The organism is Proteus sp. NMG38-2, assembly GCF_020640995.1.
Classification (GTDB): Bacteria; Pseudomonadota; Gammaproteobacteria; order Enterobacterales; family Enterobacteriaceae; genus Proteus.
Genome location: NZ_CP085481.1, coordinates 4,203,885 through 4,221,615 on the forward strand (window position 1 = coordinate 4,203,885; position 17,731 = coordinate 4,221,615).

Here is a 17,731-nt window from a genome sequence, read left to right on the forward strand (position 1 = left end):
TCATGTTAGCGCCACTGACCGATTATAAAGATAAAATTACCCTTATCCGTGACAGCAATATTCAGTTTCTGGATTTTGGTTTTACGCTACCACAGCGCAAAGAGTACGGTGAGTTTGTTAAAAAAGGTGAAAACGGCCCGTTAATGCGACTCATCTACAATGAGCGAGACGATAACTATCTTTATCCAGCGCCGAAAAATCAACCACAAACGCCTAGAGAAGCAGAATTTAGCTTCTCTCTTGATGAGTCATTAAATTTACTCAATGACACTTGGTTACCAGTACCATTTTTCCGCTTTAATCCGCCACGTTCATTCTCTCAAGGCCCTGATAACTGGGTGAGAATGATGTTTCACCAACTGCCAGAGCCAGATGAAGACGGGCATACACATCGCATTGTAGTGGCTTTTGATACTCGCATTGAACCCAATCGCACTAATACGGCTTATCTAGCACCAAACGAAGAAGATGTTCGTTCTGGTGTTGCTTTTGCACTAGCTTATCTAGGTTATGAGGTAGAAAATTTCCTTGAAACACCTTGGATTGATGGTTGGTTAAAGGAAGTCTTTAGTGAAAGAGCACTAGCAGTCACTAAGATATACCATGATGAACTTGAAGAAGCGATTAAAGAGTTTCAACATCAAGCACATTATCTCAATCTGCTCAATATCTTAGGTGAGAAACTCCACTTACCTGAGATCAAAATTAATGAAACCAAACCACAAGAGCCTGCCATTGAAGTTGACCTTATTCTTGATGTGGGTAACTCACGTACATGTGGGATCTTAATTGAAGATCATATCAATGATAATAAAGGGTTAACTCAACTTTATGAAATGACATTGCGTGATTTAAGCCACCCTTATCAAATCTACAACGAGCCTTTTGAAAGCCGTGTTGAATTTGCGCAAGCGGAATTTGGTAAACAAGACTTTTCAGTCAGTAGTGGGAGAAATAATGCCTTTATGTGGCCAACTATTGGTCGCGTTGGCCCTGAAGCTAACCGCATGGCGGCACAACGCTTAGGAACCGAAGGCTCAACAGGTATTTCAAGCCCTAAACGTTATTTATGGGATGATTCGCCGTATTCTCCAGGTTGGCGCTTTAGTCGCTCCTTTGGTCAAACAGACAGAGAACCATTGGCAACTGCTGTACCTATGACCTATCTGCTTAACGATCATGGTGAACCGTTATTCCGTTTAGAGCCTGACTTTCGCATGCCTGTCTTTACGCCAAACTACACACGTAGTTCATTAATGACCATGATGTTAACCGAAGTATTAGCTCAGGCATTAACGCAAATGAACAGCCCGGCTCAGCGTCTTAAAATGAGTCACGCAAGTGCGCCTCGTCAATTACGCAATATCATTTTGACTATTCCACCCGCAATGCCAAAACCAGAGCGTGCTATTTTTGAAACATGCATGGAAAACGCATTAGGCTTAATTTGGAAAGCAATGAATTGGGATCCGACTGACGAAAAACTGAATTTTGATGGCAAAGATACCCAATGTCGCATACCAATGCCTAATATCCACGTTAAGTGGGATGAAGCCACTTGTGGTCAATTAGTTTATCTCTACAACGAAACACAAATTAAATTTGGTGAGCGTACTGAAGCCTTTTTTGCCAGCCAAGTGCGTGAAGATAACCGCGCATTAACGGGTGATAGCACATTAAAAATTGCCTCAATTGATATTGGTGGTGGCACAACCGATCTCGTTATCACTCGCTATAAACTGGATACGGGAACAGGAAGTAACGTCAAAATTATTCCAACACAATTATTCCGCGAAGGATTCAAAATTGCGGGTGATGATATTTTATTAGATATCATCCAGATGTGTGTTTTGCCAGCATTACGCACCGCATTAACAGACGCGGGTATTTCTGATGCCGATGCCCTAATGTCTTCTCTTTTTGGTAGTGAAGGTTTAGATGCGGGTCAGCAAGTGTTGCGCCAACAGCTTACCTTACAAATCTTCAATCCAATTGGATTACGTATTTTAAGCCAATACGAAAACTTCGATCCATTAGTGCCTCATGAAGGCATTAACAGCACCTTTGGTGAATTGCTAAATGTTCAACCAACAGAGCATGTGCGACGTTATATTGACGATGCCGCCAATAAAGAGTTAGGTGGCGGAGATAGTTTCTCTATCTTGAATGTGCCAGTGCAAATTAACTTTACACAACTACACGCTGAATTTATTTCAGGTGAACGTATTAACATCACCCGTAGTTTAAAAGCACTGTGTGAGGTGCTTTATTACTACTCCTGTGATGTTTTACTACTTACAGGCCGCCCTTCTCGCTTACCAGGTATTCAAGCACTGTTAAAAGTATTACAACCTGTACCACCTTCTCGTATATTGCCATTACATGGTTACAAAACGGGTGGTTGGTATCCGTTTAACAAAAAAGGCCGCATTGATGATCCAAAATCAACCGCTGCGGTTGGTGCGATGTTGTGTTTAATGGCTGAAAATGCACGTTTGCTCAACTTCTATTTCTCAACAGGTAATTTTAAAACTTACTCAACAGTGCGTTATTTAGGGATGTTGGATAATAACAACACCATTTCTGATAATGACGTTTATTACCGAGATATTCAGGATAAGTTTGAGCCTGATCCAGATACCTATTTTGAAGTCAGAGGCGGGATACGTTTAGGTTTCCGTCAATTAGATAATGCTCGTTGGCCAGCCTCGCCACTCTATACATTACGCATTAAAAATCCGAAATTGGCACAACAATTAAGCCAAGAAGACAGCGTATTGCATATCAAGCTAGGAGAAGAGCGCGGAGCCTCTAGCCATAATAATGACAATAAATCTGAAAAATTACGTATTGAAGAAATGGAGCTCATTAATGGTAAAGGTGGCGTTAATAAGAGTGGTTTAAGCTTCAAACTCAATACGTTAGCAGACAGTGGTATTGGTGAAACATCCTATTGGCTGGATAGCGGGAGTGTACTAGGTAAATGAATATGATGGATGAAAAACAGTTAACAGCTAAATGGGATGCCATTTATCAAGGTGCAGGCAAAGCCATTGATTGGGTTAGCGCAGTAAGAGGTAATGCACCTCGTTTAAATACAGAAGCAGATAGCCTTATCTATCGCCTGCGTCGTAGCCGTAATATGGCAAAGAACCTCAGCTTAGCGACCCAACGTCCAATGTCAGTCGGCTTCTTTGGTCTGTCTCAAGCAGGAAAATCGTACCTGATTTCAGCCCTTGCTGCGGGACAAGAAGGTCGTTTAAGAACCAGCATGTCAGGTAAAACACTTGATTTTATCGACCATATCAACCCACCTGGTGGCGGCAAAGAGGCTACAGGATTAGTCACTCGCTTTAGTCGCAAAGCAACGAAAGGTACGCAAGAGTTTCCAGTAGAGCTACACCTTTTTAGCGAAATTGAAATTGTTAAGATCCTTGCTAATGCTTACCTGTATGACTTTAATCAGGAAAAAATTGATTTTGAATTAGATGAAGAAAAAATATCTAGTTTAATCAATTCATTAAGTTCACAGTGTAGTGCCACAACTGTCGCAGGTATTACGCACGATGATGTCGTTTCATTATGGGATTATCTGCAACGTCACGCCGAAAAAAGCCAGAAGAAATTAGCAACAACCTATTGGCCTAAAGCGATTGAATTAGCTCCTTATCTCAGCATAGCCCAACGTGCTAAGTTATTTTCAGTGTTATGGGGCGACATTGCAGAACTGACATCGGCTTATCAGCGTTTTAGTACCACACTTGCCTCTTTAGGCAATGCACCATTAGTTTTGGCTCCACTTTCTTCTTTAGTCAAAGAACAAGACGGTGTGTTAGTACAAAACGACAGTATTATGAACGTAGATATGCTAGAGCGTCTCAATACTGCCAATGATAGCCAGATCAGCATTTGCCCTGTTCATGGTGATCGTATTGATGCCCCTGTAACCCTTTCTTTAGCGGAACTGACCGCACTCACCGTTGAATTAGTCGTACCATTATTAGATGCACCAAGCAAAACGCTGTTTGAACAGGTTGAGCTACTAGATTTTCCGGGTTATCGCGGACGTTTAGGGGTTGAAACCATGGCGGATGTGCGCCGTCAAGTCAATGATGATAGCGCAAACCCACTCGCTCAACTTATTCTTCGGGGTAAAGTCGCTTATCTGTTTGAGCGTTATACCGATAACCAAGAAATGAATGTACTGGTGGTGTGTACCGCATCAAACAAACAATCCGATGTAAAAGAAGTCGGTGCCGTACTCACAGAATGGATCAATAACACGCAAGGTAAAGATGCACAAACTCGTGCTAAACGCCCTTCTGGCTTGATTTGGGCAATGACCATGTTTGATATGCGTATTACCAACTCCTTAACCATGAATGAAGCGTTATTACGCCAATCATGGGGTAAAGGTGGCATGATAAAAATGGCGATGTTAGAGCGCTTTGGTCAATATGAATGGATGTCATCAGATTGGATTAATGGTGAAGCGTTTAATAACACCTTTTTAGTACGTAAACCGGGCGTACCCACTCCGTTTATTCAAATCAGTAATGGTAAAGAAACAGTTCTAAATGAAGACAGTGTTTCACAATTACATCTGATGAAAAAAACCTTTGCTGAAGATGAAACTGTCCAACGTTATATTCGTGAACCAGACCAAGCATGGGATGCCATGTTGTCGCTTAACGATGGTGGTATGCAACGCCTTGCTGATTATCTTGAAACCGTTGCCTTAAAATCACTAAAACTTGAACGTATCAGTGAGCAACTGCAAGAAATTCAACGTGATTTAATCGGTCATCATCTTGAAAAATGGTATCAATCAGGTGGTGAAGAGGAATTACAGGTAAAACGCCGTAATGCCGCGACTATTTTGCGTTTTATGCAAAGTCGCCCTTATTTACAAGGTGCATTACTAGACTACCTGTTGCCTTCTCGTAAATCTCTCTACGACCTGTATATGCAGGAAAAAGAGGTTGTCGATACTCTTTCAGACAACAAAAAAGCAACACAGGCCCCAGTTTCTGCCTTTGCCGCTATGGAACAACCGACTTTTGATCTCTTTAGCGATGCGCCAATCTCTTTGGTGCCAGAAGAAGATGAAGCCCCCAAAGGCCACGGCAATGAGGTTACCTACCCTAAAAAAGTGATGGCATTATGGATAAATCATCTACGTAGTCTGCCTGATAACAGTACATTATTAACCTACCTAGGCATCGACCAAGAAATTATGGTGCTGTTAGTCGATGAGCTTATTACAGCTATCAATCGTCTTGGTGTTGAACAACGTATGTTGAAAACTTTGGCAGGAACAGAAGCCATTGCCCGTCGTGATGACTTAGCCGAACAGCAATCCTCTCGCGTTTATAATGTATTGGGTGATTTTATTACTTGGTTTAATTTCAAAGATAACGGTGTTGAGAAGCCAGATAGCAAAATCAATGCAGGTCATAAGATCTTTGAAAGACCCGATAACACTAGCGTGCAATGGGGTGATGATGAGCGTTTAGTCCGCTTACCCACTAACCCTGTTAACTATACCCTTTTATTTGTAATTGATTGGCTTATCGCTTTATCGGCGATTATTACTGAGAATGCAGGACATTCAGCAGGAAGAGAAATCAGTGCTGAACAAAACGCACAGTTAGGCCAAATCATTCAAACCATGAAATCATCCGTCGTGGAGTCATAATTCGTGTTTAATCCAGAATTAAAACCCGTACAACCTGCTCGTCCTGGCTTTGCGGTATTAAGTATTCGAAATTGGGAAGGTGATGCTTCCCCTGTTTATTTAAGCATTCAGCGTAACCAAGATCGCTATTTCTTAAATGATAAAGGGGAGTGGGTAGGTAATGCTTTTTTCCACCAGCTTTCTCTTGAAGATGCCGAGGAAGGCTATCAAATCGTTCTTGATAAAACGTTAGTTGATCCCCTTGTTAGCAACTTACAAATGGCCTATCAATTTACGTTAAAAGACGATAATGAAACACAAGATATTGGCCGATTACGTATTCGTGATGGTGTGTTAGCCTCACAAGCACAAGGTCAAAGTGAAGCATTAAAATCAACGGCGACATTAGATACTCAAGCCGTTCCACCAACTCCTATTATCGAAACATCACCGGAGCCGGAGCCTGAAGCAGTCAAAGAGCCTGAACCTGAGCCGATTATTCCTGAAATTAAGGTAGATGAACCGCCACAACGGCCGACACCACCTACACCGAAAAAATCTAAAATTGGTTTAATTTTAGCGATTATCTTGATCTTAATTTTAGCGGGTATCTTAACGTGGTTCTTCTTACTAAGAGGCAATCCAGCAGGCGACCCCGCGCCACAACCGACACCAGAACCATCAACACCAAGTGTGTGTAGTGTTGAAAATATGAAATCAGGTACGGCGCTCGCTTTTGTACAAAGTTGTATACAGAGCCAACCAGATAGCAAAACTATTCTTACAACGATTGAACAAGCTAAACAGAACAATCAATGTGACGTTGCTCAGCGTTTATATGCATATAAAGCACAATCAGGTGATGTTGAAATCGCACTAAATTATGCTCGTGAATACGATCCAGAAACCGCGTCAGCACAAGGTTGCTTTGGTGCAGACAAAGAAACGGCCATCTATTGGTACGAAGCTGTTCTTAATCATGACTCACAAAACCGTGACGCAAAAGCGCGTCTTGAAGCACTGAAAAAATAGGAAAGTCGTATGAAAAAGGCGCATTGGCTTACTCTTATTCTCAGTGGTTTAATTCTGACAGCACCGGCAAGTGCTGAAGAGAAAAAACCGCTATTACAAGAGGGTAAAAAGACTCTCTATCAGCGTGTATTAACCTACCCAGGTTGCCAAGTGGCGGACACAATTGGCGCAGCAGGTAAAGAACAACCTGCATTTAGCCGTTTTTATGTATATCAGCGTCAAAAACAAGGCGCCAATGAGTGGCTACAAGTCGGTCCTGATAGCTTGGGTCATATTAGCGGTTGGATGAATGCAAGCTGCACATCTGAATGGAAAATGCAATTAACGCTGGCTTTTACTAACCCTGCGGGTCGTAACCCAATGCTATTTTTCAAAGATAAGCAAACGGTTGAAGGCTTACTTGAAAACCCTACTCCCGAAAAGCAGTATCAACCTTTTTTAGCTGATATCAAAAATCAAAAAGTTAATCCGGCTGTTTTAGCTAAAGAGCCTGATTATATGATTGATCAAAAAAGTAATTTTTATCTGCTACCTGTATTAGGCTCAGATGAAGTCTTTACTGATGCGGGCTATAAAGTGCGAGTGCTCAATGTGGCATCTGTCTCTTCACAAACCAAAGACAGCAAAGACGCACAGAATACGAATGCAACTGCAAACAATACAAAACCAGCAACACCAGACAGCAAAGATGCTGACAATATGATGCAAGGTTTCTCTGCGGCTGTCGTGTTTGTTATCGACTCGACAATATCAATGGATCCTTACATTGATAGAACCAAAGAAGCGATTCAGAAAGTTTATGCACAAGTCGAAAAAGACAACATGTTGGATAAGGTAAAATTTGGTTTAGTGGCGTTTCGCTCTAATATCAAAGCCGTTCCCGCATTGGAATACGATAGCAAAATGTTTGTAAACCCCAATGACGTAAAAGATGGCCCTGATTTCTTAAATAAAGTTAAAGAATTACGCCAAGCTAAAGTCTCAAGTAGTCGTTTTGATGAAGATGCTTATGCTGGTGTCATGCAAGCCCTTGATGGTGTTGATTGGACACGCTTTGGTGCGCGCTACGTTATTTTAATCACTGACGCGGGCGCATTAACGGGAGATGATCCTCTGTCATCAACTAAACTTGATGCTGAACAAATTCGCCAAGAAGCCGCTTATCGTGGTGTTGCACTTTATACTCTGCATTTAAAAACCCCGTCAGGAGCAAAAAATCATGCTTCGGCACAAGCGCAATATGAAGCATTAACGCTTAATCCGTTCTTACACAAATCGCTTTACTACCCTATCAACTCAGGAGATGTAAATAGTTTTGGTCGTATGGTAGACAGTTTAGCAACTGCTGTAACCACGCAAATTCAAACTGCTTATCGTGGTGAAGCCACTGTAGGCAGTGCATTAAATGCCGATCCCACTTATAGCAAAAATAAAGAAACTGATACCTTACTTAACGATGCGCATGATTTAGGTTATGCCATGCGTTTAGCGTATTTAGGTGAAAAACAGGGCACAAAAGCACCTCCAGTCTTTAAAGCATGGATAAGTGATCGAGATTTATTACAGCAAAATATCCCAACAACAGAAGTACAAGTGTTATTGACCAAAAGTGAGCTTAGCGATTTAAGTGACGTGATGAAAAAAATTGTTAATGCGGCTAACGAAGGTTTGATCTCACCTGACAATATGTTTGCTGATTTGCGTTCAATTGCCGCCACTATGGGTAACGATCCTAATCAAATCAAACAAGGTTCTGCGACTAAATTGGGTGAAATGGGTTTACTGGGTGAATACGTAGAAAATCTACCTTATTTAAGTGAAGTTTTAGGCTTAGATGAAGAGACATGGAAAAGCTGGGATGGCCTTGAGCAAGAGAAGTTTATCCGTCGTCTCAATACAAAATTACAATACTATCAACGTTATAATGAAGATGTTGATCGTTGGATATCCCTTGCACCACAAAGTGATCCGCGCGATCACGTTTACCCTGTTCCACTGGAAAACCTACCTTAATGATCCAGATTGAAGGTATGGCAATTACGCGCGGTGATGCGCAACATGGTTTTCGTGTTGCGCTTCCTTCATTGACGCTTGAAAAAGGGGAAATCGGCGCGCTAACCGGATTAAGTGGTTGTGGTAAAAGTACCTTATTAGAAATGATAGGGTTGATCTTACGCCCAGATGAATTGACCCATTTTCAACTCGGTGATGAATTAATTATCACGCAAGCGGTGTTGAGTAATGAGCAGACACAACTCGCATCATTACGTGCCGAGAAATTGGGTTTTATGCTCCAAAGTGGCGGATTACTTCCCTTTTTAACCGTCATGCAAAATATTCAATTACCTCGCAAAATGCTGGGATTAACGCCACACTCCGCTTGGCTTGATCACGCAATTGACCATCTGCAATTACGCCCATTGTTAACTCGTCTTCCTCGCCAACTCTCCATTGGTGAGCGCCAACGCGCAGCGTTTATTCGCGCCATTGCACACGAGCCCGCTTTATTACTTGCTGATGAGCCCACAGCAGCCCTTGATCCCCATAATGCGCAAGCGCTGTATGCACTCATTGTAGAGATGGTAAAACAACTGGAGATCTCTGCACTGGTTGTTAGCCACGATTGGTCTTTAGTCGAGCGTTTTGGGTTTAGCCACTATCATGCACAACTCGAAGGAGGCGGTAGTGTCTTTATCAAACAATAGCGCCAATCCTAATCGCCTAGGCTTACTCAGCTCACTCGCTTGGCGCGACTTAATTTATGATCGCAAAGTCGCATTATGTATTGTGTTCTCTTTAGTCTCGGTTATTGCACCACTGCTACTGCTGTTTGGGTTAAAGAATGGCATCGTGACGCAGCTTCATAATCAACTGCTAAATGATCCTCGTAACCTTGAAATACGTATGTTAGGCAATGGTAATTATCCACAAAGTTGGTTTAATAATATTGCGCAGAAAGATGAAGTACGTTTTGTTATCCCATTAACACGTAGCTTAAACACACAAGCCGATATTATGATTGATGGACAACATTTTATTGATAATGCGGAAATCATACCAACAGCAGAGAACGATCCTTTATTAGAGGGTGTGGCTATACCCCAAAATGTAGACACATTAGTGCTCTCTGCCAATGCTGCACAAAAACTACAGGCGAATGTAGGCGATAGTGTGCGCTTATTTATCAGCCGTAAGCTTAATGGCGTCAATGAACGTGCCAAACGTACCTTTACTGTTGCTGCCATTATCAGTGATAGTAAATTTTCAAGAGCTGCAGCCTTTGTTTCTCTTGATGTTTTAGTGGCGATGGAAGATTACCGAGATGGTTATCAAGCCCCTCTTTTTGGTATTACACAAGGTGTTGAGGCAAAACCAAGAACCCAGTTTGCTAAAGCTCGCCTTTATGCAAAAAATTTAGATGCCATTGCACCACTAGATGATTGGTTTAGACAACAACACATTGATGTGATGACACAAAAAAGCCAAATAGACTCTGTAAAAGCAATCAGTTATGTCCTTAACGTTATTTTCTCTGTCATTGCTTGGGTCTCACTATTAGGTTGTATTGCCTCATTAATTGGTGCCTTTCTTGCCAATATTGACCGTAAACGCAAAGATATGGCAGTCCTACGCCTGCTGGGTTTTCGTCAATTTGCTGTTTCTTTATATATTGTATTGCAAGCACTGTTATTAACGAGCGTTGCCTTTATTTTAGCCCTTGGGCTTTATGGCATTGGTAGCACCTTATTTACCACATTATTAGGCACCCATTTACCTGAACAAGCCTTTGTTTGCCAGTTAACATTGGGGGATTTATTGATTGCTATGTGCAGTGCCTTACTTGTGGCCTTAGTGGTGGCAAGTATTGGCGCATTACGTGCCGTTTCAATTGAACCTGCGGAGAGCTTACGTGAAATTTAATTTATCGCTTTTAACTTTATCATTCGCGCTGTTATCTAGCAGTTTTACGGCATCGGCCAAATGGGATGACAAATTCGTTAACCAAAAAGCCTTACCTGATGATGTGATCTTGCCTTTCCCTTGTGAAGGTTCAATGGTCTTTCGCCAAGTTACTATCCCTCTCAGCCAGCCTTTACAAGACTACAGCGTAACTTTAGGGCAAGAAGGTGATGAATGGGGTTATTTAGAGCAATCACGAGCTGAACATATTGCGGGTAGCTTCCCACTAAAAGGCAAAGAAAAAGGCCGTTATTACCTTATGGCGAAATATCCCGTTACCGATCTGCAATATAACGCCATGCAAAGTACCATTAATGGTAAAGAGTGTCCGGTTGCCTCAAATAAATTACGTTTACCGAAAGTGAATATTAGCTGGTATGAAGCCATGCAGTTCGCTGATCAATATAATCAATGGCTAAGAAGCCATCATCCAGAAGCATTACCCGTTGAAGATGGCGCAAAAGGTTTTGCAAGATTACCGACAGAAACGGAATGGGAATTTGCGGCACGTGGCGGTTTAAAAGTCTCAGCCTCCGAGTTTCGTGATGTGCGTTTTCCAATGCCAGAAGGTACCAAAAATTATATTTGGTCAGCAGGCAGTCAATCCTCTAACGGTTCATTACAACTCACCGGTTTGTTATCACCCAACCCATTAGGCTTACATGATATGTTGGGTAATGTTGCTGAAATGATGTTTGAGCCTTTTAGATTAAATAAACTCGACCGCTTACACGGACAAGCAGGTGGATTTATTGTACGTGGTGGTAGTTATCTAACACCAGAGAGTGATATGCGCAGTTCATGGCGTCAAGAAGAGCCTTATTACACCAATACGGGTGCGAATAAAAATAAATATACTGGTTTTCGTTTAGCCATTGTTGCTCCAGCATTAACATCTCGCGATAAAATCAAAGAGATAGAAAAAGAGTGGCAGCAATTAGGCAATGAGAAACCAGCAAGCAACAACTCAAAAACTAATAGCGATAACTCTATCAATAGCCTAAATACACTCTCGACCCAAGTACAAGATGAAGCATTGAAAAAACAGTTAGCTGAATTAAAAAATAGCTTGCGGGCAAATGCACAACTACGAGATGAACAACGAGATCAAGCCATCCGAACCTCACTACAATTAGGTGCTTTTTTATGCACCAAATTAAAAGATGATGGCGAGTTCTATGACAGATTAATCGCATTACATGAAAAAAACTGCCCTCCAGGCACTAAAGATGCCACATGTGAACGACGTCAAGAGCAAGTTAACGAACATAAAAAAACGCTCGACTTTGTTGTGAGCTATTACGCAGACACATTAGTGGATATGGCAACCACATATGATGCCTCTTTAGTTAAACCGCAAATTGACGTTGTACGCCAATTAATGGAAGCCAGAGGTAAATCGAATTTAAATACGTACCTTTCAACATATATGCAGGGACTCCAAGGATATTGGGCTAACGGTAAAGTTTCACGGAATGAATGGCTTGAAGCGTGCAAAAAACAATAACAGAGACTTTGGGATAGGTGTGGTATGAATAAACGACTCATGGCTGTACTTGGCATTAGTGCCGTACTTGCTTTATCAGGGTGTCAAAGTAATAGTGGTGCTGATCCACGTTTGAAAAATAACAGTGATATGGAGTTTTTCAGTAAATCTGGCATTGGGGCTTGTGCTGGTGGTGCAGCTATTGGTGCATTAAGTTGCCTAGTAGCTAATGTTGATAACAAAGGCGCCTGTATGATTATCGCGGCGGTCGCAGGTTGTGGTGTCGGTATTGGTGCAAATGCCTATTTAGACAATAAGCGCCAAAACTACGCCTCGAAAGAAGAAATGCTCAACTCGATGATAGAGGATGTGAAAAAAGAGAATCAACGCCTACAAAGTGCCTCAAATACGGCAAGAGCCGTAATCAACGACGATAAAAGAGCGTTGGCAAAAATTGAGCAAGATATGAAACAACAACGCCTTAATAAAGCCGCTGCTGAAAAACAATTAAAAGGCATTGATGCCAATATTGCAGCACTTCGCTCTCGTTTAGCCGATATGAAAAAACGTGAAGCTGAATGGCGTGATATCGCTGCGCAAAGTCGTCAAGATGGCCTAAAGACGGCACAGCTTGATAAACAAATCAATGGGATGAAACAACAAGTAACCTCTTTACAGGAAGAACTTGATAGCCTTTATACCCAACGTACAGCAATAAAACTTAGTTAACGTTAAAAAGGATGATAATGAAATTTTTACCTCTTTCCCTTGTTGGCATGACCTTACTCTTAAGCGGTTGTGTCACCAATCCCGCTGATTGTGACCCAACAACGGGTGATGTCAGTATAATTACCAAATTTAACTGTAATTATTCAGGGACTTATGACAATCGCATTGAACAAAAAAAAGCGATTTTGGGTAATGAACAAGCATTAAACACCGAGTTTAAAGCCGTTCTTGCTGCCATTGAGAAAGAAAAACAACAGACCAATGCAGATCTAAAAAGTAAACAAGCTAGTCAACGTGCATTAAGTCAATCAATGAATAATCTGTTAAATCAAATTCGCCAAAAAACCAAAGGGCAAAATGATATTCAAAAGCAGATCAATGAAATTGATAAGCAAATGAAAGCGGCACAAAACAACCCATCAAAATCGGTGATGGAAAAACAGCTTGAATTAGAGAATTTACAAAATCAAGTCATTAGTCTACAAAGTGATCTAGGTCTTAAATAAATCCTCAAAGGCTCTCTAGGTAATAGAGAGCCTTGCCCTTTTATATCTACTTCTTTATTTTATTATTGATTTCTATTACTAATTAGAATTAATTTATGTTAATTATTTAATAGTTAATTAGACACTTTAATAAAATAACCTTATTTAAATACATGTGCTCTTTTTTATTCCATTAAAAACAAACTCATTATTATAATCCCCCCGCTTCATAATACGTTCTCCGTTTTTTATTTATGGGATATAACTAATGAAAACAAAATTATTATCAACTTTATTTATTAGTGGCTTATTAACTACCTCTTCTGTTTATGCTCAAAATGATTTTAAATTAGATAAAACCACACTTTCAGCGGGTTATGCACAAGTCAAAATGGCGGGTCAGAATCCAATGCACGGAGGTGTCTTTTCTATTCGTCAAGAAATAAATTCACAATTTGGTATTTTAGCAACAGCTACTTATGCTCAAAATGAATATGATTTGAATAAGCCTGTTAATAGTTTCTTTAAAGATGTCAATGCACGTTATTACTCTGTAATGGCGGGCCCTACATTACGTCTAAATGATTTTATTAGTGTTTATGGCACTGCGGGTATGAGCCAAATTCAATTTAAATCTGAAAGCTCAGAATTAAAAAAATTAAAGAAAAATGCATTTAGTTGGGGCGCAGGCTTAATCATTAATCCAGCTGAAATGGTTTCAATCTCTCTTGGTTATGAAAATAGCCGTTTTAAATTTAAAGATACCGACAATCGAATTATTTTAGATGGTTTTATTGCTAATATCGGTTATCGTTTTTAAATAAACTTAAGCACATATTATTTTATGATATGTGCTTTCTATTAACTTATAATTTAAAACTATATTTATGAAAAATATTTTATTATTAGCTTGCTTACCTTTTTCTTTATTTTTCACCACATCAATTTATGCAAAAAACAGTGATACTCTAGTTTCCATTGGCTACGCTCATATCAAAATAAAAGATTTACCCACAGTTAATGGGATCAATATGAAGTATCAATTTACTAATACGAATAAAAAAATCTCTCTACAACTTTCAGGAACGATAGCTCACAGATCGTTATCTCATAATGAGAGATTACGTTATGCCTCACTTGTAATGGGTCCAGCTTATGCATTAACACCTTTCGTTGAACTATACGGCGTTATTGGGGTAAGTGGTATGAGTTATCAAACACCAGAAAATATAAATAAAGATCACTCATCTGAATCAGTAAGTTGGGGAACGGGTATCACGTTAACATCACCACAAAATATTACACTTACTTTAGGCTATGAGGGCAGTTATTTCAAAATGGAAGGAAAAAGCCATCCAAGCAAAGCACTTATCGCCAGTATTGGTTATCGGTTTTGATTAATAAGAATAATTTTTATTTCATTGTTAAATTCTATTTTCTAATTATTCTCTCAATTATTAGATTACCCTCTAGATTTTATACCTATTTAGTATAAAGTTTTCATTTTCAAGTTATTAAATATAAAATATTTAATTAACCTCATGAATTTTAATAAAAAATGTTTTTTATTTAGCGAGTAGTATTATGATACAATCATAATTAATTATGAATAATTATCGGATATATATTGAAATGAATAATAGATCAAAGAAACACAATTCACTTAAAAGTAAAATGGCTTCACAACTTTTTACGAGTCAATCTATTCATAAGATTATTCAAGGTGATTTTTCATTTCTTTATACATTAATCAATAATTATCTTTCATTAAATAATCACTCTATAAAAATAGCTGATATCTTTGAATCAACATTTAAACAATGTAAAAAAGATTATAAATCAGAATATTTTTTTAAGAATATTGTTGCACAAAAACTATTTTTAAAAAAACACAATAACAACGCAACCATGATAACAGAATTGAGAGTAGGCAATAACAAAGCCGATTGTGTCATCGTGAATGGATGTACTACTTGTTATGAAATAAAAACTAAATTTGATTCTCTAGTTCGATTACCAGAACAAATATCAACCTACCTCAAGATCTTTGAAAAAGTATATGTTGTATGTGATAAAAGTCATACTCAAAAAGTAATATCTATAGTTCCTGAAAATGTTGGAATTATTGAATTAACCAATAGAGATGCACTGATAGAAATTCGAAAAGCTAATAAAATAAAAGTAGACATTGATAGAGAACTAATGATTAATTCATTAAGAAAAGCAGAATACGTATATATTGCTGAAAATTTATCAAATAGAAAAATAGCATCATCAAATATGTATTTATTTAATCACTGTTTATCTATTTTCAATCAATCATCAAATGATGACATAAGAAAACTATATATAGCTGCACTAAAAAAATATAGAAAAGTAAATTTTTCCATGCTCGAATCACTACCATCATCATTAATTAACTCGGCTATTAGCTTCAAGTTATCTCCAGCTCAACAAGAAGTTTTTAGAAATACTTTATCTTTATATCTAAGTAAGGATGATTTATGTACTTCCCTTTTATAAGAGGTAAGCAGTTCGAACTTAATGCATTACGTGAATTAGCACCTTTATTAAATAATAAAATTTATAAACCTATAATAGAGCCAGTTAGAAAGAATTTATTACCACTAGTAAGAACAATTAAAGAATTAAATGAAAATAATATTACCCCAATAATTATTATTAATCCAAACTTAGGTGATTTTGAAAACGAACGTATTAATTTAATTATACAATTATCTTCAATGGATAATAAGATTAAATTTATCCCATGTGCAAAAATAGCAGATAATACAATTAACTATAGTTTAGTACTTAATGAATTGCCTACTGTAAATGCTATATTTATCGCTGATATCCTTGAGAAAAAACACTTCCAATATTTAAATCGTGCTACTTACTCTATCATTCCAAAACAAACTGTAGATGATGAACTTTATCAATTAAAGAATAACATTATTCTAATAGATGATCCTTTTCAAAAGAAAGCAAGAAATTCTGATTATAAAGAACGTTCAAGTTTTTCCAATTTACATATTAATTATTTGACTAGACCGAATGTTATTGGTTTCAGTGACTATGCAATTGTTGGCGCTGAATATTCTGAAACGGGAGGTCCTGCTTATGTGGTAACAATACACCTTTCTTATATAGAAAAAGACTATAACCAAATGTTTATTAGACACTTTTCTTCTGAGAAAAGTAATAGCCCAGCAAACCCTGGCGGTAAGTTCCATGAAGCCTTAACTAGATATATTAATTTTATAAATTCATATCCTAATACTTTTGATAATACACTTGGAACCAGGGAGCTTGCATATTTATATAATGAAAAACATTTTCCAGGACTTGGCCAACTAAAGAAAATCTCCATTGAGCATCATATCGAAACTCTTTGTAATTATTTATCTTCTAATATTGAGGTGGATAAATGACACTATGCTGTTCTAATTGTTTTCATGATTCTGCCATCATTAGAACTATTGGCCTTAATCATACTAATGATAGATGTGGATATTGTAAAAAAGAAAATGCATTTACAATAAATCCTAAAGATTTATCTCGATTTTTTGAACCTTTTTTAGGAATTGTAGTTGAAAGCGAAAAAGGGGAGTTATTATCTGATATTCTACAAAATACTTTTAATATCTTTAATGAAAAAATACATAATACAAAAAAATTACTTGGTGAAATATTAGGAAACGAATATATAATAAAAAAATACCTATTAAAAGAAGATTATTTAGGTCATATAAGCAAATGGGAAAGCCCCCTGCAAGAAATGCTACAGCAGGCCACGCAAATCCGATTGGAATATCCTACTTATATTTAGCTAATAACGAAGAAACTTGTATTTCTGAAGTTAGACCTAATAATACTAGCATTATTTATATATCTAAACTGATTTTAGAAGAAGATGTTTCTTTAATTGACTTAACATCTCCAAGAAAAAAAATATCAATATGTTCTTTTGATGAAAAGAAATACAACAATGTTATAAGTATTTTAAATTTATTAGAAATGCTTTCTAGTGAATTATCCAAACCTGTTAGACCAGAAAGTTCTAATATAGATTATATTCCTACTCAGTTTTTGTGTGAATTTTTAAAAAGTTTTAGTAACTGTGATGGAATAATATTTGAAAGTTCATTTGGCATGGGTAAAAATTTTGTTTTTTATGATGACTTATGTTTTACGATTGAAGAACCAATATCTTATAAAATAACAGAAATAGTCCATTCGTTTGAAAAAATTACAACTTAGTTTTTTTCTTCATAAAACAAAAATGCCTCTACTTTATAAAAATAGAGGCTAAATAATTCAAAAAGACCCACACTAGGGAATAAACACAGACACCGATTG

Annotated in this window: 15 protein-coding genes; all 15 read left to right on the forward strand. The window is 38.1% G+C overall.

What is annotated here, in order from left to right:
- Positions 1-2: 2 nt before the first annotated feature.
- The 15 genes from LG402_RS19700 (at position 3) to LG402_RS19770 (ending at position 17,632) form a co-directional block, all read left to right on the forward strand.
- Positions 3-2,987 carry a virulence factor SrfB gene (locus LG402_RS19700; protein WP_166539154.1) on the forward strand — a complete coding sequence of 995 codons (2,985 nt, stop codon included), beginning with the start codon at positions 3-5 and terminating at the stop codon, positions 2,985-2,987.
- Between the two features lie 2 nt (positions 2,988-2,989).
- A complete protein-coding gene (locus tag LG402_RS19705; RefSeq protein ID WP_227336166.1) occupies positions 2,990-5,698 on the forward strand; it encodes a putative virulence factor in 2,709 nt (902 codons plus the stop codon).
- Between the two features lie 3 nt (positions 5,699-5,701).
- Positions 5,702-6,709, forward strand: coding sequence for a hypothetical protein (locus tag LG402_RS19710; RefSeq protein WP_166539156.1), 1,008 nt, complete (start codon positions 5,702-5,704; stop codon positions 6,707-6,709).
- 9 nt (positions 6,710-6,718) lie between these two features.
- Positions 6,719-8,722: a vWA domain-containing protein gene (locus LG402_RS19715; protein WP_227336167.1), complete on the forward strand. Its 2,004-nt coding sequence runs from the start codon at positions 6,719-6,721 to the stop codon at positions 8,720-8,722.
- Positions 8,722-9,414: an ABC transporter ATP-binding protein gene (locus tag LG402_RS19720; RefSeq protein WP_166539158.1), complete on the forward strand. Its 693-nt coding sequence runs from the start codon at positions 8,722-8,724 to the stop codon at positions 9,412-9,414. Before LG402_RS19715 ends, LG402_RS19720 begins: the two co-directional genes overlap by 1 nt.
- Positions 9,395-10,630: an ABC transporter permease gene (locus LG402_RS19725; protein WP_227336168.1), complete on the forward strand. Its 1,236-nt coding sequence runs from the start codon at positions 9,395-9,397 to the stop codon at positions 10,628-10,630. The genes LG402_RS19720 and LG402_RS19725 overlap by 20 nt, the downstream gene beginning before the upstream one ends.
- Positions 10,620-12,176 (forward strand): formylglycine-generating enzyme family protein, encoded by a 1,557-nt coding sequence (locus LG402_RS19730; protein ID WP_227336169.1) that lies wholly within the window; start codon positions 10,620-10,622, stop codon positions 12,174-12,176. The genes LG402_RS19725 and LG402_RS19730 overlap by 11 nt, the downstream gene beginning before the upstream one ends.
- A gap of 24 nt (positions 12,177-12,200) precedes the next feature.
- Positions 12,201-12,884, forward strand: coding sequence for a hypothetical protein (locus tag LG402_RS19735; protein ID WP_227336170.1), 684 nt, complete (start codon positions 12,201-12,203; stop codon positions 12,882-12,884).
- Between the two features lie 17 nt (positions 12,885-12,901).
- Positions 12,902-13,390, forward strand: coding sequence for a hypothetical protein (locus tag LG402_RS19740; protein WP_227336171.1), 489 nt, complete (start codon positions 12,902-12,904; stop codon positions 13,388-13,390).
- A gap of 247 nt (positions 13,391-13,637) precedes the next feature.
- On the forward strand, positions 13,638-14,189 hold the full coding sequence (locus LG402_RS19745) for an Ail/Lom family outer membrane beta-barrel protein (protein ID WP_166539160.1): 552 nt from the start codon (positions 13,638-13,640) through the stop codon (positions 14,187-14,189).
- Positions 14,190-14,256: 67 nt separating this feature from the next.
- A complete protein-coding gene (locus LG402_RS19750; protein ID WP_166539161.1) occupies positions 14,257-14,766 on the forward strand; it encodes an outer membrane beta-barrel protein in 510 nt (169 codons plus the stop codon).
- 235 nt (positions 14,767-15,001) lie between these two features.
- Positions 15,002-15,892, forward strand: coding sequence for a sce7726 family protein (locus LG402_RS19755; RefSeq protein ID WP_227336172.1), 891 nt, complete (start codon positions 15,002-15,004; stop codon positions 15,890-15,892).
- Positions 15,874-16,803: a sce7725 family protein gene (locus LG402_RS19760; RefSeq protein WP_227336173.1), complete on the forward strand. Its 930-nt coding sequence runs from the start codon at positions 15,874-15,876 to the stop codon at positions 16,801-16,803. The genes LG402_RS19755 and LG402_RS19760 overlap by 19 nt, the downstream gene beginning before the upstream one ends.
- Positions 16,800-17,201: a hypothetical protein gene (locus LG402_RS19765; RefSeq protein WP_227336174.1), complete on the forward strand. Its 402-nt coding sequence runs from the start codon at positions 16,800-16,802 to the stop codon at positions 17,199-17,201. The genes LG402_RS19760 and LG402_RS19765 overlap by 4 nt, the downstream gene beginning before the upstream one ends.
- Positions 17,129-17,632: an RES domain-containing protein gene (locus tag LG402_RS19770; RefSeq protein ID WP_227336175.1), complete on the forward strand. Its 504-nt coding sequence runs from the start codon at positions 17,129-17,131 to the stop codon at positions 17,630-17,632. The genes LG402_RS19765 and LG402_RS19770 overlap by 73 nt, the downstream gene beginning before the upstream one ends.
- The last annotated feature ends 99 nt before the right edge of the window (positions 17,633-17,731 follow it).